Source organism: Deinococcus sp. Leaf326 (assembly GCF_001424185.1).
GTDB lineage: Bacteria > Deinococcota > Deinococci > Deinococcales > Deinococcaceae > Deinococcus.
Map to the genome: position 1 here is coordinate 49,739 of NZ_LMOM01000098.1, position 19,427 is coordinate 69,165.

A 19,427-nucleotide genomic window follows, 5' to 3' on the forward strand; every position below is an offset into this window, starting at 1 on the left:
AGGAACGTCTATCGGCGTTCCTGCCTCCTGACTCCGCAGAGGTGCGGATCAGTTGATTGTGGCCCGGAAGCAGAAGCTGCCGGTGGTGTTGATCGCCAGGGTGCCGATGGTCGCTGTCACCGTCTTGGTCGCCGTCACCGTACCGTCGGTCGCCGTCACCGTGCCGTCTGTGACACCGGTGGTCGCTCCCACGTAAGCCGTGCTGGGCGTGACCTGCATGTTGCCCTGCTTGACGAACAGGCTCCCAGCAACCAGTGTGGTGTTCGCCGGCACCACGTCATTGATCTTGTAGTTGTTCAGGGGCAGGCTGCCGTAGTTGGTGAAATCAATGCAGTATTCCACCACGTTGCGCGGCAGTCCGGTGCCGGTGCTGCTCCAGGCCGGCGAGGTCGCCGGGATGGGCGCGGCGGCCGGCGACGAGCCGATGTTGTGGACCTGCTTGAACAGGGCCGTGTAGGCCGTGCCGGTGGTCGCCGTCGCAGCGGGGGTAGTGGCGGCGTTCGTCGCGGAGGCCACGACGCTGTTGACCAGCGCACTCTGGGGCTGGGTCGCCCGCAGGGTCGGCGCGGGGGGAGCCGTGACGGTGACCCTGAACGTACGGGTCGCTGCCGAACCCGTCGCCAGGGTTCCGACCGACCAGGTCAGGTTCTGCCCGTTCTGGGTCGCCGCCACCGGATTACCGTTCTCTGTGACGGTAGGCGTGCCGACATTGGCCGGCAGTACGTCTGTCAGTGTCACTCCCGCAGCCGCAAGAGTCCCGTTGTTGGTCACCGTGATGGTGTAGTTCAGCACGGGCGGCACCGGCTCGGCTCCGTTGACCGAGTTGGGGTACAGCGCCACCGTCCGGTCGACCGTCTTGGTCACAGCGAGGATCGGTTTGGCCGTGTCGGTCACGGTCGGGTCATTGGACGCCAGGGTATTGGGATCGTCGCTGAGCACGCTGGTCGTCGCGGCGCTGCCGGTCGAGTTGTCCGAGTAGGTCGCCGTGGCCTGGTTGCTGACACTGCTCGTCCCGGCATTGATTGTCACCCGGAAGGTCAGGGTCGCCTCACGGTCAGTCGTGACTGTGGGGGTGCTGTCGGCCTGAAGCACACCGTTGGCCGCATTGGGACTTTTGATGACTCCGGGCGTGGCAAAGGGCATGGTCCCATTGACGTCGGCTACCGTAGCCATGTTCAGCTTAGTGCTGCCCGCGACATAGGTTGCCCCTGCAGGAATGGAGTCTTGCAGCGTCGCCTCGGCCGCGCTGATGTTGCCACTGTTCCTGACGATGATGGTGTATTCGAGGGTATCGCCCGGAAGGATCAGGCTGCCCGCACTGCCCGCGACTTTCGCCGCCGTCTTGGTCACACCAATGACCGGGTTTAGGGTGGGATAGCTACAGCTTGCCAAGTCGGTGCTCCCCCGTGCAGCGCTGGCGGCAGCTGTCTGGGTAACCGTGAGGGTCGCTAGATCGACCGCAATAATCCGGCCGTCGGAGGAACTCGCATATATGGTCTGCCCTATAGCTGCATATCCACCATAGGTATCGCTCGTTCCGATATTCGAATCGTTCAGGCGGCCCAAGAACAACACACTGCCGTTAGGGCGCACGAGGAAGGTATCCAGATACGAACCGCTGCTCCCGTTGTTTACGCTTAGGAACAGGTTACCAGCACTGTCGGCAAAGAAGTCACCACTCCCTGAAATGGTCGGCGCGGGTATCAAGCCAGAAGTGTCGGCATAGTTCAGGGTTATCGGCCCCGAAATGGCATAGGGGGCTGTCGTCTGGAACGTCCAGAGACGCGTGTCGATACTGAAATATCCGACGCCGTTCGGATTAGCCGCAGTCGGCTTGGTCACGGCCATTCGCAGAGTTCGCACGTTACCCGGAATCGCGACACTAGACAACCATTTGCCCGTCGGTACATCGTAGATTTGCAAGACACCATCTGCCGTTGCCACAAAAAGCTTGGTGCCATCGGCACTTACAGCCAGTGCAGCATTGTTATTGGCCGTACCTAACGGTACGGTCGCAATCGTAGTCTGGACCGTACCTGCCGGCGTCAGGGGAGCAATCGTCCTGTAACTGCTGGTCCCATCGGTGACCAGTGCATAGAAGTTATTCGTACAGGCCAGTGGCGGACCGGTAATTGCTACGTCTTCATTCGTGCTGCTGCCGGAGGCGTAGTTGCTGCCCCCCACCGTGCCGCCCACCGTGTAGGCGCCGCCCGGCGTGACCGTCTGCGTCACCGTCCGGGTCGGGTCTGTAAAGCTGACCGCCGCTGGGTTCTGGTAGATCCCGGGCACTGCCGAGTTCAGGTTCACCGTGAAGGTGACGCTAAGGCTTCCCCCCTGCGGCAGGGTGACGCTGTTGGTCGGAGTACCACCTGGCGTGCCGAATCCGGCAGTGGTCGTGCCTGTGGCCCCTAAACTGGCTGGGCCACTCGCTCCCCCGCTGTAGGTAGTAGCTGTGGTGGCGCCATAGGTAAAGGGCGTGGGCAAGACGTCGGACAGGGCCACGCCACTGGCGGTACCACCTGTATTGTTCACCGTGATGGTATAGGTAGCCGCCGTATCGGTGGCCGAGAACCTCGAAGGCGTGGAGGTCGTCTTGGTGACCACCAGGTTGGGAAAGCAGGTCGTCGTGGCCGAGGCGCCGGGAACGCTGGTCACTGCAGCGGCTGTCTGCGCTGCTCCAGCTGCACCGTTCGTCGCACCGAACGTGTCAGAGAGATTATTAATGTCGCGCGTCGTGCCACCAGTGCCGCCAGCCACCGAAACGGAGGCAGGACTCGAAAGCACGACGAAACCGCCGCCGCCGCCGCCGCCAGGCCCGTGTTGGCGGGGATTACCGCCCCCCGTATTGCTTCCCCCATTGCCCCCCGTGGCCGTGACACTCAGGGTGCCAGGCAGTGCGTTCGGAGAAACCACCATGATACTGCCGCCCGCGCCGCCCCCACCGGAACCGTCGTTGACCACCGTATTGTTGGCACTCGCGCCGTTGGCAAAAATTCCACCAGTCCCCGTTACCGTCCCGGCCCGCACCAGAACGGCGCCGCCCCCTGCCGCGCCACTGCTGGCCAGACCGTTCGCCAGATCGCCCGTTCCATCGTTGGTCGAGCCCGCGCCGCCGCCACCGCCCAGTACCAGTTGCGACACGCTGTTGGGGGCGGCTGTACCGCCCCGGCCGCCAACCGCCGCAGCGTTCGCCCAGGCATTCCCCCCGGTCCCGCCAGCACCTCCGCCGGCACCACCACCACCACCGCTATTGTTGAAGTTGTTGCTCGGCGAGGAGTCAGTGCCGCCGCCACCCGCGTTGCCGGGAGCACCGCGCGCGGAACTGCCGTTCGGGTAGCCTTCCGCACCCGTATCGGAGGCCACACCGCCGCTCAGCACATACCGGGGGGTACCGGCGATACCTTCACCTTTCTGTCCGTGAAAGCCGACGGTGCCGTTGGCTGGAGCAGGGCTCCGGAAGGCTATGGCCGATCCGTTGACGTCCCCGGTCAGTTGCCGGCCCACGCCGCCGCGAAAGCCCAGGCCGGTCGTGGTGATGCTGCCACCGTTCAGGTTCAGAGTGCCCGCCACGTCGATGCCCACCACGCCGCCGGTCGAGCCGTTCCAGGCCGGCGCGGTGATGGCCGTGGCCCCAAGAGTCGCGCTGCTGTACTGCGGTACCCGGATGACCTGGAAGCGTTTGGCACCGCTGGTCGCGCTGTAGGCCGAGTTGGTGTAGCTATTGATCAGACCGCCGCCGCTGCCGTCACCCCGGATGCTCACGCTCCCGTTGCCGCTGGAGGCGGAGGTCGCCACGACATACTCGTACTTGCCAGCGTTCACAGCAGTCGCGCCTGAGCCGGAGGTTCCACCGCTGCCGTAAGCTGTACTGTCGGCCGTATTGAGGGTCGCGTCCTGCATCTGCATGACCAGCAGCAGGTCCCCCGCCGTGATCTGGGTACTGGCACCTGTGCTGGCCCCCAGCGAGAGGGTCATTCCCCCCGCAGAGGCGCTGACCGTTCCGGGATAGTAGGTGTTGACGATGCCCGTGATATTGGTGCCCACGCCGTCTTTGCCGGGCGAGGCACAGGTGATGGCCTGGCCCGCCGATCCCAACGTGACCAGTCCCGTCACCAGCCAGGCGCAGGGCCGCCACATGCCGCTTTTCCTTTCTTTCAACATGACCGTCCTCACTTCTTCTGCCCCAGCGTCTCGTCCAGCGTCAGGTCCAGGCGCAGGTACGCGCCGGGCCGGGTGTAGGCCGCGCTGCTTGTCAGGCCGTCGAAGCCCTTGAAGTTGTACCCGGCGGTGAGCCAGGTGCCCGGCAGGGCGCGGAAGCTGCCTTCCAGGCCCACGCCGTACTGGGTGGTCTGGCTGGCTGGCTGGCTCAGCACGCGGCCCCAGGCGCCCACGCCGAAGCGTTCGCCCAGATAGGCCGTGCCTCCCAGCGACCCCTGCCACGTGAAGCTGCCCTGATCGGCCAGCAGCGTGCGCGTCTCCAGGCCGCCACGCAGCGCCCAGGCGGGCTGGCGGTACTCGGCGCTCAGGCCGGTGTTCAGTTCGGGGGTGCCGCCCGCCAGGCTGCCCTGAAGGTAACGCGCGTAGCCCAGGCTGCTCAGGCTGTTGCCCCGGTAGGCGTACCCCAGGCTCAGGCGCTGGCCGTCTCTGCCTTGACCGTACTCGGCCAGGCCGTCAGCGCTCAGGGTGAGCTCGTCGCTCAGGCTGCCAGTGATCCCGGCGCGCACGACTACCCCGAACTGCCCGTCCTTGCGGGTCACGTCAGTGCCCAGCGCCGCGCTGACGCGGTCGGTCTTGTAATTCAGGTCGGCCCCGGCGCCCATTTCGGCCGTGCCGGTCGCCATGCCGTACAGCGCGCTACCACGCAGGCCCAGCGCCAGGCGGTCGTTCAGCGGCAACGTGGTCGTCACCCCGAAACGGGCGCGGTTGCCGGCGCCGCTCGCGGTGGGCAGTTCGTAGCCGGCGGCGTAGGTCGTGTTACCCACCGTACTGTCCAGGGTCAGGGCGGCGACCTGGCCTTCACCCCAGGTCACCCGGTCACTCAGGCCCAGGCTCACGTTGCGGCTCACCTTGAAGCGGGCAGTGATTTCGGTGGTTGTATCCAGATTGCCGCTCAGGGGCTGCGTGTGGACGATATCCACGTCCACCGGGTCCTGGTGGTAGCCTACGCTCGCCACGGCGCCCAGGCCGTACTCGTCGCCGAAGGCGTAGCGCGCCCCCAGGCCCACGCTGAAGGGCGCGAGGCGGTAGTCCGCGCGGGCCGTCACGCTGCCGCCGCGCCTGTGCTCACTGTTCTCGACATCGGCCACGCGGGGCAACGGCACGTCGCGGTACTCGGCGTCCACGACCGCGCTCAGACGCGGGGTCAGGCGGCCGGTGTAGTTGCCCGACACTTCCAGGCCGTCACCGAACTTGCCCAGACCGGCGTACCCGGGCTGCTGGTAGCGCACGCGCGCGCTCAGGGCCTGACCTTCGGAGGGTGTGGTGCTCACGCTGGCGCTGGCCTGCACGCCGCCGCTGTAGGCGACCAGGGCATCGGCCGAGGTGGTGCCGTCCGCATACGTACCGCGCACACCTGCCGTGACCCGGCCGTCGAGACTGACGGCGGCGGCGCCCAGCGTGGCGCGGCCGGCCGTGTACTTCACCTGCGCTCCGTAGGCCAGGGTACGCCGGCCCAGCGGGTCGCTCAGGCGGTAGCTGGCCGACACAGCACGTTCGTTGAGCTGGCCGTCAAGACGGTCGAGCGCGCGCGTCAGGGTGACGACGCCGCTGCGGGGGTCGAGAACGTAGTCCACGTTGCGGGCCAGCGTCACGCGCGACAGTTCCTTACCGGTCTGACGCTCCAGCGTCAGGACTTCGAGCGTCTCGCTGCCCTCGCTGATGTTCTGGTCCGGCAGGTGCAGCAGCCGCGTGCCCTCGGGCGCGAGCCGCAGGTCCGAGACCCGGTCTTCCGGCACGGCCGCCACGAAACCCGACACCTGCGCGTTGGTCTTGCTATAGGCGGTCAGGGCGGTGAGCTGCTCGCCCAGCGGCAGCACGTCGATGGGCAGGGCCGTGCGGCGATACTCGGCGCGGAAGCTCGGGTGGTCGTAGCTCAGGGCCACCGGGTCGATGCCCTGGAGGGGCACCTGCTCGGTGCTGGCGTCTCCCTGAACCGGGTTGCGCACCAGAGTGTTCTCGTCGGTGGGCAGGCCGTTCTTGTCGGCGGCGACATACAGCTTGCCGGCCCCCACGGGGCCCTCGTAGTAGGCGCGCGCCTGCCAGGTCAGGTCGCCGGCGCTCAGGTTGCCGTCCAGACCCAGGGTCGCGCTCGCCAGACCCACACCGACGCTGTTGCGTCCCGGCGTGACGTCGAAGCGGTAGGCGCGCATCGCTGAACCTTCCATCACTTCCAGGCGCAGCGGCACAGGCGCGCTCTGAGGCTGGAGTTCCAGAATGCCCTCGCCGTCGGTCAGGCGAAGCTGAAAGCCGCTCTCGACCGGGTTGGCGTCGGCCATGCGCGGTTCGAGGCTACTGTTCAGGGTCACGGTCTGCTGGCCTGAAGGACGCCCGAAGGCGTCGAGGGTCCGGATCCGCACACGGATGGGCGTGCTGCCGTCGGCCACCGCCGAGAGGGGCGTGACCTCCGTCCGGGCAGTCGCGCCCATCAGGTAGACGCCCGAGGTCTCGCCCTGGAAGCTCAGGGTGTTGGGGCCCGGACGGATCGGTACGCCCACGAAGGTGAGGCGCTGCGTGCCGGTGATGCCATCCTGGGTATTGGTGCCGATGAGGTCCGTGGAGACGGGCACGCCGTTGACGCTGAGGGTCGGGACCGGTCCCTGGGGCGCCTCAACCGTCACCGAGATGCGGTCGCGCAGGCGGATGACGCTGTCCTTGAGCGGCAGCTTGATGGCCCCGGCGTTCTCCGTGTCCTCCGCAACCGGAGCGCGGCCCACCGACATGGCCGACGCGAGGTCGCCCGCGTCGATCCGGCCCTGCAGGACTTCGGTGCGGTTGCCCGGCAGCACGACGCTCAGGGCCGGCTGGTCCAGTTCGGGCAGGGTGCCCTCCTGGGTCAGCTCGTAGCTCAGCACGCCGCGCAGGGCGGCCGTCCCGGCCATCTCTCCTGCACCGGCCGTGGTCAGCGCCGAAGCGGGCAGGGTCCAGTACAGGACGCCGCTGGCACCCTGCACCGGGTCGGCCACCGGCTTGCCGGCCAGCAGGCTGCTGCCCGGCACGGGAGTCGCCCCGGCGGGCAGGCGGTGCGCGACGGTGACGGTCTGGGCCTGGGCCGGCACGTCGAAGGGCAGCGAGACGGTACTGCGCCGCACGGTCGCTGGGGCCTGCGTTCCGGCCAGGGGAGCGGGAACATTTTCCTGTGCACTGGCCGCCGACCCGAGCATCAGCAGGGCGCTCAGGGTCACGGCGGCGTGTTTGACGTTCAGCTTCACTCTCAGTACCTCCAGCTCACGACGGGATCGGTGGTGGCGGCCCGGGCCTCGCCCGTCCAGTCGAAACGGTACGTGAGCTTCGTCTCACCGGCATTGAGAGTAGTGCTGAGGGTATTGCGCCCTTCTTTCAGGACAGCTCCCCCAGGCAGGGGGTCTTCCAGACGGAAATCGGCCAGCGCGCGCGGGGTCCGCACGGTCAGTTCCACGCTGTAGCCGCCGGAAACTGCCGTGACCACCTTCTCGACCTGAACGTCACCCACCTGTAAGGAGGTGCGGCGCAGCGCGCCCACCTCACCGCCCAGAGGCGCCAGCGGGAAATCCACGCTCGTCAGGCCGCGCACCTGTACCGTGCGGGTGCCGCTCAGGCCGCCGTCGCCGGGCACGGCCAGCGCGGGGTAGGGCACCGTGCTGGGATCGAGCCGCAGCGCCTGCGTTCCGAAGGCCACGTTGGCGAAGTGGTAGCGCCCGGCCGCGTCCGTCAGGACGAGTCGGCCGCCGGCCAGTACGATGCGCGCGCGCTCGATAGGCGTATCGAGCCCGGCGTCGTACCGCCCGTTGCGGTTGCGGTCCACATAGACCATGCCCAGCAGGTCGGACACCGGCGCGAACTTCAGGGGGTCGAGGCGCACGGTGGCCTTCGCCTGGTTGCTGGCGATGGCCCGCGCCACGCCGCCCGCCCCTGTGCCCACGACCTGCACGAAATTGTCGAGTTCGGCCGCCGCCTCGGGGGTCACGCGCAGCGCGTAGGTGATGACCACCTCGCCGCCGGCCGGAATGGACGCGACCGTCCAGCGCAACTGCCCGTCCGTCACCGTGGGGTCGGCCAGGGGCTGCCCCCCCAGCGTCGCCGTGCCGGCCAGGTACTGCAGGCCGTTCGCCGGGCTGTCGGTGATCACGGCGTCCACCACGGCGGTCGTGGCCGAGGCGTTGCGCACGCGCAGGGTGTAGGTGAGGCGGTCGCCGTAGGTCACGGTCTGCGCCGAGACGGTCTTCTGGATCAGGAGCTGCGCGCTCCAGACCGGCGTGGCGACGGCGTTGCTGGGCAGCGGCGTGGGCAGCTCGGTCGTCACGAAGTTGAAGATGTTGGTCAGGGCCTCGCCGTCAACGGCGCGCGCGCTCACGGTCGCCTCAACCGTCAGGGTCCGCGACTCGCCGGGGGCCAGGGTGCCCAGGCGCCACTCGGCCACCTGCGCGCCGGCCGCGCCGCCGAGCGTGCCGCCGTCGGAAACCCGCACTCCGTCGACGTGCGCCGGCAGCGGGTCGCTCACGACCACACCAGTCAGCGGACGGGCGAAGGGATTACGCACCGTCAGCGTGTAGCTCAGGCGGTCGCTCACGGCCACGGTCGCGCCGTCTGCCAGGACCCTGCCGTCCGCCGAGGTCGCCACGACGCTCTTGCGCAGCTCGGGGAGGCCGTTCTCGATGGCGGAGACGAGGTCGCGGGTGGTGTTGCTCGTGCCGCGCTCGCCCTGCACCGTGAGCAGCGCCTCCAGTGGGCCAGTCTGCGAGGGCGAGTAGCACACCCGCACCGGCGAGGTCTGGCCGGGAGCGAGCGTGAAGGGCTGGGCCAGGACCGCGCCGCCGGGACCGGTCAGGGTCGCCTGGGCCGCGCCCTGCGGGTAGGTGATGACCACGCGGAAGTTGTCGCTCACGTCTCCCGTGTTCTGGACCGTGTGGTCGAAGCACACCTGCTGCCCGACCACCGCGAAGGCGCGGGTCTGGGTGTCCTCGGCCGTGCCTTCGGGGGCCAGCGGCTGGTCCAGGGGCCCGATGGCGACGCCCGGCAGGTAGCGCACGTCGGCCGTCGCAGTGCTGCTCGCACTCAGGGTGCGGCTCTGCACGGTGGCCGTGTTGGGAATGACGCGGCCCTCAGCACCCAGGGTCGCCAGCATCCGGAAGGTCAGGGCCAGGGTCTCGCCGGGCGCGAGGCTGGGCACGCGCACGCGCACGCCGCGCACGGGCTGGGTTTCCTGGGCGCTCCAGACCGTGCCGTCGGTGGTGTATTCCAGGCTGCCCTGGCCCGCCGAGGCGCTGCCGGGCACGAAGCTCAGGCCCTGCGCGAGCTGGTCGGAGAGCAGGTCGGTCAGGACCACCTCGCGGCTGCCGCTCCGGCCGGAGTTGTTGGCGGTCACGTTCACGGTCGTCTCGGTGCCGGGGCGCACCAGGGCGGGCGTGAAGGTCTTGGTGACGTTCAGGACCGGCGGCGCGCCAACCCGCACGCGGCTCACGTTGGCGCCGTGCTGGCTGCCGCCGCAGGACGCGACGAGGTTCACGAAGGCGTCGCCCTGATCGTTCGGGCCGGTGTCGGCCACGAGGAGAACGTCGGCACTGGCGTCGGGCGCGAGGTCCACGCTGCTGATGCCCGGCTCGCCGTCGTCGAGCACGCCGTTGCGGTTCAGGTCCGCGTACAGGGCCAGGGTCGGCGCGAAGGCACTGGCGTCCTCGCGGCGCACCGACAGGGGCAGCGTGGCCCGCTCGTTGCCCGCGTTGACGACCGTGTATCGGAACACGGCGCGCTCGCCCGGCAGGAGGTCCGTGCTCTGGCCCGGCGCTGCCACCGTGCCGCCGGGCGTGACGCTCACGGCGCACACGGCCTGGATGACGGTCGTGACCACGTTGCTGTCGCTGCGGGTGTCGCCACCTGGCGTGACCGCCTCGAAGGTCGCGGTGGCCTGGTTGCTGATGGCCGTGCCGGCAGGGGTGCCCGCCGCCAGGGCCGAGGTCACGCCGGCCAGCAGGCCGGTCAGCAGGGTGGTTCGCAGGGCGGGGGGGCGCAACATGGGGTCTCCTTGAGGGGCGCTGGCCGCTCAGGGAACGCCGCGCGGGAATTGAGGGAGCACTCGGCAGTGCGGGAAGGCCACAGGAAAAAGTGATTCCGATGTTAGGGAAGGCCGGGTGACAAAAAACAAACGGACGCCGGCCTGGGAAAGCCGGCGCACCTCGGAAAAAGGAGCAGAGGTGCGCCGGCGCAGGAGACTCAGTTCACCTTGACAGTGAAGGTCAGCTCCATGGTGGAGTTGGCAGGCAGGGCGTCAGGCACGTTGTCGTTGTTGGCGTCCGCCGCGACAGCGATGACCGTACCGGCCGCTGCGCCCACGGTGGGGGCCGTCGCCGACCAGCCGCCGTTGCCGATCTTGTAGATGACCTTGCTCACGGCGCCGCCGTTGACGGTCAGGGCCGCCGCCTGGAAGGTAGTGTTGGCCGGAACCGTATCGTTCAGGGCGAAGTTCGTCACCGGCGAGTTGTAGTTGTTCTTGCCGATGATGCGGTAAACGATGTTGCTCAGGGGCAGCGCGGTGGTGCTGCCGGCGGTGTAGCCGGTGGGGTTGTCGATGCCTCTCTGGGGCGTGGCGCCGGCCACCGTCGTGCCGTCCTGCGCGAACTTGGCGACGGCCACGTTCCCCACTGCGCCCACCTGGATGACGTCGTTGAGATCCGTCATGGTGATGGTGCTGTAGTTGCCTACGGCCTTCTGGCTCACCGTGTACTGTCCGGCCGCGGTGCCGTTCGGGACCGTGACGACCGCGAAGACGCGGATTTCGGCGCCGGACGCGACGACCGGGGTGACGTAGTTGCCCGCACCGCTGACGGGCAGGGGAGTGCCGCTCGCGTCGACGTAGGTGATGGTCGCGCCGGCCGGGAGGCCCGCCACGGTCGCCGACAGGGTGAAGCTGTCGTTGTACGCGCCCATGTTGGCGACGTCCATCGGGAAGACGGCCACGTTGTCGGCTGCGTTGCCGGTGTTGATGTTGGTCGTGGTGGTGGCGCCGGGGACGACCACCTGGACCGGAGCCGGGACCGGGCTCGCACCCAGGACGCCGTCGGTGCCGTCACCGAACTGTGCGGCCGCCGAATTGATGATGTCCGTGGATACCGTGTCGGCCTGGACATCGGCGTCCTTGAGCGAGTCGGCGCCCACGATGATGCCGATGGGGTCAATGCGCGAGGAGTCGTCGGTGTCGGGCAGGGTCACTTCGGTGCGGTAGATCACCGTGCTGCCGGCCGGGACCGTGACCGTGGGGTAGGTCGCGCCCGCGCCCACCGGAATCGGCGAGCCGGTCGTCGGCCCCAGGAAGCGGACCTGGATGCCGCCGGGCAGCGTGAACACGCCCGTCGTGGCATTGAAGGTGGTGCCGGCCAGCAGCAGGCCGTCCGGGCCGACGGGGAACAGCTGCACAGTGTCGCCGGCGGTCGTGCTGTTGTTCTTCAGGTCGTTGGTGAAGATGATGACGTCCGGGGTGCCGACCTTGTCGTTGGTCTGGCCAGCCGGGTTGGCGGGCGTGTTGTTGTCGTTGTCGGCCTTGGGGTAGGCGACCTGACGGTTGCCCTGCGCGTCCACGACAATGGGCGTGCCGCCCGAGGTGGGGTCACCTGGGTTGCTGGGGGTCGAGGGGTAGGCGGTCGTGACTGGGTTGGTGGGGTCGGTGCGGTTGGGGGTCCCGGCCGTCACGGTCGGCACGTTGGCGTTGCCCAGGGCAGGCGGCGTGGCGGCCGAGGTGCCGTCGGGGCCCACGGGATTGGTCGGGTTGGCGACGTTGGGGCTGCCCTGCAGGTTCGGCTGGAAGGTGGTGACCTTGACGAACTGCAGGTCGGCGCCCTGCGCCGGAGTGTTCACGACCGCGCCGGCACTGACCGTCTGGTTTTCGTACAGGGTGCCGCCAGTCGGCACGCCGTTCTGGTTCACGCCCGTGCCGGTTCCCGTGACCGAGGCCTCGGGCGAAGCGCCGTAGGTGGCGTTGGCCGGAGCGTTGGCCGGCACCGTGAGCTGCTGGCTGAACTTGACGGTGCCGCCGGCGCCGGCAGGCAGCGCGATGGTGTAGCTGCCGTCGGGATTCGGGGTCAGGACCTGTCCGCTCGCGTTGAGGTACTTCACGTCGAGGCCCGTGGCGCTGCCCGTCGTGTTGGGGCGCAGAGTCACGGTGAGGGGGGTGTTGCCGGTGTTGACGATGTCGTAGTCCGTGGTCACGACCTGACCGGGAACCGCGCCCGTGATGACCTTGGGGGTGTTGGCCAGCGTGTTGCCGTCGACCGTGCCGTCGTCGTAGACCACGTCGAAGCTGGGCAGGGCCAGCACGGTCGTAGTGACGGTGTTGGAGTCCGAGGTCAGGGTGGCACCAGCGTTGGCGGGATCGGTGAACGAGGCGCTCGCCTGGTTGGTGATGGAGGCGCCGGCGGCCGTGTTGGTGGTGTTGGGGGACACGTTGGGGGCTGCCGCTGCCACGCCTGCCGCTAGGGCCACCATCAGGGAGATAAACTTCGCGTTTCCTTTCATACTTCCTCCTTGCTCATGACCCCTGCGGGCCGGGCAACTTCTTTCCTACCTAACCGCAACACACTGAACAGAACCCTGACTCAGCCAAACACCCCCGTAGGGGAACTTCACCGGCCGGACTCGGCGCGCACCCCGGCCCAGGCCGGGCCGTACACGGTGCATGAAGAACAGCACGGCTCCAGAACGTCCTGCCAGGCGGGAAAACCGGAACTCCGTCTCCAGGCTGGCGCTGCACTGAACTTCTGGGGAGAGACCTGGGGAGGGGGCGGACATGTTCCGCCGGAGACCTGTCCTGCGAAACTTAAGGAAGACTAATATTGAGGCTCTTACGCCATACTTACTGGGAAGTAGGCAGAGTTGCCATCTGCAATTAACCGTTTGGGGAGGTTCCCGGCGGGGTCCGGAAGGGCGTCCTGGACACGGAAACGGGCTACCCGCCGGCAAGCGGATACGCCGCGTCATGAGCGGGCAGAGGAGCTCAACCCCCCCCAGGGGGAATAAGCCTGCTCCCTCTGACCCTCCGGTCGGCGCGGCTCCACGCCTTCAGGCTACCGGCCCCTGCCGGCACACGTCACCAAGAAGCCCGACAGCCCCGCACTGGGCGCGGTTTATCTGTCCGTTCCTTACAAATGCCGCCCGCGCGAGACGCCATGCTGGGGGCCGGAGGCAAGACATGGCGCGGATCACGCGGTACAGCAAGTTCGAGGGGGAACTCGACCAGCTCGATTCCTCGGAACTCATGCAGATGATTCAGGAAGCGCTGCTAGGTCAGGGCATGAACGACCCCTACGACCCCGACCCCAACGCGCGCCCCAGCATGGACGACCTGTTTGACGCCATTCTGGAGGCCCTGGCCGAACGCGGCATGATTCCCGAAGAACAGCTTCTGGAGGCCATGCAGGCGGGCGACGTGCGCGAGACGGCCCTGGGGCAGCAGATCGAGCGCCTGATGGACAAGCTCCAGCAAGACGGCTTCATCCGCAAGGAATTTGAGGACGAGGAGGGCCAGGGCGGCGCGGGGCAGGGCGGCGAGGCGACCTTCCAGCTCACCGACAAGAGCATCGACTTCCTGGGCTACAAGAGCCTGCGCGACCTGATGGGTGGCCTGGGCCGCAGCAGCGCGGGCGCCCACGACACCCGCGAGTACGCCTCGGGCACCGAGATGACCGGCGAACTCAAGAACTACGAGTTCGGCGACACCATGAATCTCGACACGACCGCCACGCTAGGCAACGTGATTTCCAAGGGCTTCGACCAGCTCGAGGAATCCGACCTCGTGATCCGGCAGGCCGAGTACAACTCCTCGGCCGCGACGGTCGTGCTGCTCGACTGCTCGCACTCCATGATCCTGTACGGCGAGGACCGCTTCACCCCGGCCAAGCAGGTGGCCCTGGCCCTCGCGCACCTTATCCGGACGCAGTACCCCGGCGACACGGTGAAGTTCGTGCTGTTCCACGACTCGGCCGAGGAAGTGCCGGTGGGCAAGCTGGCGCAGGCGCAGATCGGGCCGTACCACACGAACACGGCCGGTGGCCTGCGGCTCGCGCAGCAGCTCCTGAAGCGCGAGAACAAGGACATGAAGCAGATCGTGATGATCACCGACGGCAAGCCCTCGGCCCTCACGCTGCCCGACGGCCGCATCTACAAGAACGCCTACGGTCTGGACCCCTACGTGCTGGGCGCCACTCTGCGTGAAGTCGCCAACTGCCGGCGCAGCGGTATCCAGATCAATACCTTCATGCTCGCGCGGGATCCCGAACTCGTGGGCTTCGTGCAGCGGGTCTCGGAGATGACGCGGGGTAAGGCCTATTTCACGACGCCCCAGAACATCGGTCAGTACGTCTTGCAGGACTTCATGACCAACAAGACCAAACTGGTGAACTAGGCACCGAAACTCTAGCGGAGCGGTCCTATTCGGGGCCGCTCCGCTGCGTTGCTGTGGGCCTTAGCGCAGGCTCTCGGGGCGGCGGCGCAGTTCGTCGCGGATCTCGGCGAGCAGTTTTTCCTCGGCGGTCGGCTCGGGGGGGGCGGGAGGCGCGGCCGGCTTCCTGAAGCGCTCGGTGACCAGGTTCATCGGGCGCACCACGAACACGTACACGACGAGCGCCGTCAGGAGAAAGGCGATCAGCGCCGTCACGAAGCTGCCCCAGTCGAACACCACGCCGTTCACCGCGAAGCGGCCCGCAACCTCACCCCGGCCCCCGGTGGCCAGCTTGATGAGCGGGGTCAGGAAGGCATTGGTAAAGGCCGTGACCACCGACCCGAACGAGGCGCCGATGACCACCCCGACCGCCAAGTCAATGACGTTGCCCCGCATGACGAAATCCCGGAATCCACTAAGCATGGGTCAATCTTTACAGTTCACCCTGCCAAATACAATTTCAGCGCCCGCAGGGGGGTGTTAGCCTCTGGCAAATGAAACTGGGCGACTACCGGGCAAAACGGAACAAGCGGACGCGGCTGGCAGACTGGGACACCCGGGACGACGGCGGGTTGAGCAAGGAAGAGGCCCAGCCGCTGCTCGCCGAGCTCCAGGAGGAACTGGCCACCTGGCAGGAACGGCTGTACGCCGAGGGCAACCAGTCGCTGCTCGTGGTCCTCCAGGCCCGCGACGCCGGGGGCAAGGACGGCACGGTGAAAAAGGTCATCGGGGCGTTCAATCCGAACGGGGTGCGGGTCTCGAACTTCAAGGTTCCCACCCCCGAGGAAAAGGCGCACGACTTTCTGTGGCGCGTGCATGCCCAGGTGCCGCGCGCCGGCATGATCGGCGTGTTCAACCGCAGCCACTATGAGGACGTGCTCGTGCCCCTGGTCCACGGCGAGATGGACGAGGAGGGGGCTGAGGAACGTCTGAAGGACATTCGGCACTTCGAGTCGCTGCTGGGACGCAGCGGCACCCGAACTGTGAAGTTCTACCTCCATATCAGTGCAGACGAGCAGAAAGAACGCCTCCAGGCGCGGCTCGACGACCCCAACAAGCACTGGAAGTTCAACCCCGGCGACCTCGCCGAGCGGGCGCTGTGGGACCGCTACACGGACGCCTACGAGATGTGCCTGGGCACGAGCACCGACGACGCGCCCTGGTATGTGGTGCCTGCCGACCGCAAGTGGTACCGCGACCTGCTCATCAGCCGCGTGCTGCTGCACACCCTCAAGGACATGGACCCGCAGTACCCGGACGTGGAGTTCGACCCCGCAGCCATCGTCATTGAGTAGTCGGGTGCCCACCGGCGACAGGAAAGGGCGGGGGCGGCGCCGCCTCTCCCCCGCCCCGCACCTACAGGTTCAGTCGTCGGCAGCCTGGCCGGACCCGCGGGGCACCGCCGGGTTCTCGACGAACTCGGTCGGGTCGTACAGGTCGAAGCCGATGCCCTTCTCGTAGTCCTGAATCTTGACATGTAGCCTCTTGACGTCGCCCTCGACCATACCGTAGTCGAAGGTGTCCCAGATGGCGGTGGTCCCGAAGTTCTCGCCCTCGAAGGTCGGCACCTCGCGCGTCTTGCGGATGCCCTCTTCCAGCGCCTTGCGGCTCTCGATGCCGAGGTTGCGGAAGGCCACCTGCATCACGTCGCGCGAGAAGTCGCGCGGGCCGTAGATACCGGCGCGGTACACCGTCTCGTAGAAACTCTGCCAGTCGGGGATGAGCGTCGCGGCAGGCATCGAGAACTGACCGATGACGTTCTTGACGGCGTCCAGCGTCTGCTCGGGGTAGTAGTAGAGGTACATGCGCACGCCTTCGAGAAAGAAGTTGTAGTGCGCCGCCTCGTCCACCGCGATGGTCTGGGCGACCTTGGCGAGGACCGGGTCGGACACGCCCGCGAGGTGCGGCCGGTCGCTCTTGCCCTGGGCGATCTTCATCATGTTCAGGTAGTTGAGCTGAGTGGCCCGCTCCTGAAACACGGTATACACGAGGTTGTGGATGGCGTCTGGGAAGGGCAGTTCCCAGGTCTGGGCGCGCAGGCGCTCCTTATATTCCTCGATCCAGGCGGGGCTGCGCTGGCCGCTGAACAGCACGGCGTTTTCCCAGGCGTCGGCGTGCTTTTCCTCCTCGCTGCCCCAGCGCAGCTGAAAGTGGCTGCGGCCGTGCGAGCGCCGCACGAGGTGCACGAGGTTGGAGGTGAAGTCCGGAGCGTACTGCTCGACGGCGAAAAAGCCCTGAAGCACCGTGATGAGTTCGGGCGGCAGGTCCTTGTTCATGTTCCGCCAGTCGAAGGACTGGTCGGCGTTCCAGTTGCGCGTCTCCTGGCTGCGGGCGGTGTACCAGCGGTACAGGCCCAGGAACCCGCGCTCGATCAGGCGGTCTTTTTCGCGGTTGCTCAGCAACCCGGCAGGCGTCTGGGGACGCTCGTTCAACATGTTGGGAGGGAGGATGTCGGCCATGCGCGTATCTCCTTCGCCGTCCGGCAGTTCGGGTTCATGGACGGGACTGCGCTCAGTCTACGGCGCCTTGTTGAGAGTCATTCCCGACTGGGACCGGGTGTAACTTCACCCCGCGTCATGCCGGGGTCAGGAGGCGGGCACGAGACGCAGCAGCGTGATCTCGGGCTCGCAGAGGTTGCGCAGCGGCAGACCGCTCAGGCCTAGGCCCCGGCTCACGTAGCCCGGCGTGCCGTGTGCTCCCGTGACCCAGCCCATCGCGTAACGCTGGCCGTAGCGGCTGGGCACCACCGGCGCTCCGACGAGCGGCAACCGCACCTGCCCTCCGTGCGTGTGGCCTGAGAGCACCAGCCCCACCCCAGGCGGCAGTTCGGGCAGCAGGTCGGGGTTGTGGCTGACGAGCAGCGTGGCGCGCGTCTCCGCCCCCGCCAGGGCCGCCGCCGCGTCAGGCTGGCCGTTCCAGTAGTCGTCCAAGCCCGACACCCACAGGTCACGGCGCACGGCGCGGCCCGCGTTGCGCAGCACCACCACGCCCGCCGCCGCAAACTCGGCTTCGAGGCGAGTCCGGCGCGCCGCCCAGTCGGACCGCCGGGGGTCAAGCGGGCGCCTCTCCTCATGCCCGAAGCTGCCGTAGTCGTGGTTGCCCCATACCGCGTAGGTGCCCAGTGGGGCGCGCAGCCGGGCCAGCTCGGCCAGCAGGTCACCGGGGGCCGCGTGCGCCCGGCGGTCGAACTGGTCGCCGCCGAGCAGAATCAGGTCCGGGCGCAGGGCCAGCGTCGCCCCGACCCAGGCGCGTACGCTGCCCACCCCGATATACGGCCCGAAGTGCAGGTCGGTCAGGAAGGCGACCGTCAGTGGGGCACTCAGGCCAGGCAGGGCGCGCGTGTGCCGCGTGACCCCGAAGCGGTAGGCCTGCGCCGCCCCCGCGCCGCCCAGCAGGGCCAGGGCCGCGCCGCCGCCCAGCACACTACGGCTCAGGCCACGCAGGACGCGCCGCCGCGCCGGATCGTGGGAAGTCAGGAGCCTCATCCTGCGCAGCGTAGGGGAATAGCCCCGGCCCGGCGTCATCCGGAAGGGGGAAGGCCCGGCTCCTCTGCTGTTTACTCTTCCCGGCTATCCGCGCCGCCCGGACCGGACGCTCCGTGACACACTGCCGTCAGACCCCGCCCCCTACACTGACCGCGTGAATCCCAACGACGCCTCCCCCTCTGCCGACCCGGACATTCTGGTCATCGACGTCCTCGACGAGGACGCCGGCCTCGCGGACGTCGAGGACAGCCGGGGCCGCACCTATCAGGTGCCCGCCGAGTGGCTGCCCGGCGCGGCCGACGGCGCGGCCTACCGCGTCCAGGTGGGCCGGAGCGGCGTGACCTTCACCCCCGACCCGGACGGCGCGCGCGCGCTGCGCGAACGCAGCAAGCAGACGCTGCTCGACTTCTCCGACGAGCCGGGTACATGAGCCGGCAGGTCGTGGTGCTGCCGGACCTGCACGGGCGGGCCGACCTGCTCGCGGCGGCGGTGGCGCGGTCTCCGGAGGCGCATTTTCTGTCACTGGGCGACGCCATCGACCGGGGCCGGCAGAACATGGAGACGGTCGCGGGGCTGCTGCGCCTGCGGGCCGAGGGCCGCGCCACCCTGCTCATGGGCAACCACGAGCGCATGGCCCAGGAAGGCCCGCACTGGTACCGGGAGTATCTGGGCACGCACGACCTCGGTGCCTACCGCCGCGCGATGGAGGGCTTTCAGAGCTGGATGCGCGCGGGCGGCGACACGGTGCGCCAGGAACTCGGCGGGCTGACGCTCGAGCAGTTTCCGGCGCTGCTGAGCGAGTACCTCGCCGACCTCAAGCGGGTGGTGTACGTGACCGGCGACGGCCAGATCCATGACGAGCCGCCGCCGGCCGACGTGCCCAGCGTGCTCGTCGCGCACGCCGCGCCGCCGGTCGTGCACGAGCAGCACCGCAACCCGCTGTCGGCGGCGCTGTGGCTGCGGCCCTTCGAGGGCCCCTTTCCCCTGCCCCCCGGCGTGGTCTACAGCCTGCACGGCCACACGCCCGTGCGGACCCCCACCCGACTGAACCGCCACCTGTATGTGGACCTGGGAGCCTACGAGACCGGGCGCTACGCCCTCGTCGAGATCGGCAACCCGCGCAACCTGCCCGAGATCACCGTACTGTGCGGGCGCGGCAGCCCCGAGCTCGCGCAGCGCTACCCCCGGTTCGGCGAGCCGGTGCCGGTCCATCCGGTCGAACTGGTGCCCTCGGCGGCCACTGCCCAGGCCCCGGCCGCGCCCAAACTCGGGCGGCCGTAGGGGCCCGGACCCGGGCTGAACCCCTCCTTTGGGTGGACGCG

At 68.2% G+C, this 19,427-nt stretch carries 11 protein-coding genes; 4 read left to right on the forward strand and 7 right to left on the reverse strand.

Annotated features, from left to right (window positions below):
* Positions 1-48 precede the first annotated feature (48 nt).
* The 4 genes from ASF71_RS21810 to ASF71_RS21825 form a co-directional block, all read right to left on the reverse strand.
* Positions 49-4,137, reverse strand: a complete 4,089-nt coding sequence (locus ASF71_RS21810) for a DUF11 domain-containing protein (protein ID WP_056304062.1) — start codon at positions 4,135-4,137, stop codon at positions 49-51.
* A gap of 32 nt (positions 4,138-4,169) precedes the next feature.
* Positions 4,170-7,427, reverse strand: coding sequence for a hypothetical protein (locus tag ASF71_RS21815; RefSeq protein ID WP_056304064.1), 3,258 nt, complete (start codon positions 7,425-7,427; stop codon positions 4,170-4,172).
* Between the two features lie 2 nt (positions 7,428-7,429).
* On the reverse strand, positions 7,430-10,207 hold the full coding sequence (locus ASF71_RS21820) for a DUF11 domain-containing protein (RefSeq protein ID WP_056304065.1): 2,778 nt from the start codon (positions 10,205-10,207) through the stop codon (positions 7,430-7,432).
* A 197-nt stretch (positions 10,208-10,404) separates the two neighbouring features.
* On the reverse strand, positions 10,405-12,699 hold the full coding sequence (locus ASF71_RS21825) for a hypothetical protein (RefSeq protein WP_056304067.1): 2,295 nt from the start codon (positions 12,697-12,699) through the stop codon (positions 10,405-10,407).
* A gap of 673 nt (positions 12,700-13,372) precedes the next feature.
* Here ASF71_RS21825 and ASF71_RS21830 point away from each other — a divergent pair.
* Positions 13,373-14,584: a VWA domain-containing protein gene (locus ASF71_RS21830; RefSeq protein WP_056304069.1), complete on the forward strand. Its 1,212-nt coding sequence runs from the start codon at positions 13,373-13,375 to the stop codon at positions 14,582-14,584.
* Positions 14,585-14,644: 60 nt separating this feature from the next.
* Here the strand turns inward: ASF71_RS21830 and mscL are convergent, their stop codons facing one another.
* Entirely contained in the window at positions 14,645-15,043 is a 399-nt protein-coding gene (gene mscL / locus ASF71_RS21835; protein ID WP_056304071.1) for a large conductance mechanosensitive channel protein MscL, read from the reverse strand.
* 71 nt (positions 15,044-15,114) lie between these two features.
* Here mscL and ASF71_RS21840 point away from each other — a divergent pair, with 71 nt between their 5' ends.
* Positions 15,115-15,915 carry a polyphosphate kinase 2 family protein gene (locus ASF71_RS21840; RefSeq protein WP_056304073.1) on the forward strand — a complete coding sequence of 267 codons (801 nt, stop codon included), beginning with the start codon at positions 15,115-15,117 and terminating at the stop codon, positions 15,913-15,915.
* A 69-nt stretch (positions 15,916-15,984) separates the two neighbouring features.
* Here ASF71_RS21840 and ASF71_RS21845 read toward each other — a convergent pair whose 3' ends face one another.
* On the reverse strand, positions 15,985-17,079 hold the full coding sequence (locus ASF71_RS21845; RefSeq protein WP_056304075.1) for an acyl-ACP desaturase: 1,095 nt from the start codon (positions 17,077-17,079) through the stop codon (positions 15,985-15,987).
* 126 nt (positions 17,080-17,205) lie between these two features.
* Positions 17,206-18,105, reverse strand: a complete 900-nt coding sequence (locus ASF71_RS21850; RefSeq protein WP_056304077.1) for a metallophosphoesterase — start codon at positions 18,103-18,105, stop codon at positions 17,206-17,208.
* Positions 18,106-18,259: 154 nt separating this feature from the next.
* Here ASF71_RS21850 and ASF71_RS21855 point away from each other — a divergent pair, with 154 nt between their 5' ends.
* The gene (locus ASF71_RS21855; protein WP_056304079.1) at positions 18,260-18,535 is read left to right on the forward strand and encodes a hypothetical protein; all 276 of its coding nucleotides are present in this window, start codon (positions 18,260-18,262) and stop codon (positions 18,533-18,535) included.
* Positions 18,532-19,386, forward strand: a complete 855-nt coding sequence (locus ASF71_RS21860) for a metallophosphoesterase (RefSeq protein WP_056304081.1) — start codon at positions 18,532-18,534, stop codon at positions 19,384-19,386. The genes ASF71_RS21855 and ASF71_RS21860 overlap by 4 nt, the downstream gene beginning before the upstream one ends.
* Positions 19,387-19,427 lie beyond the last annotated feature (41 nt).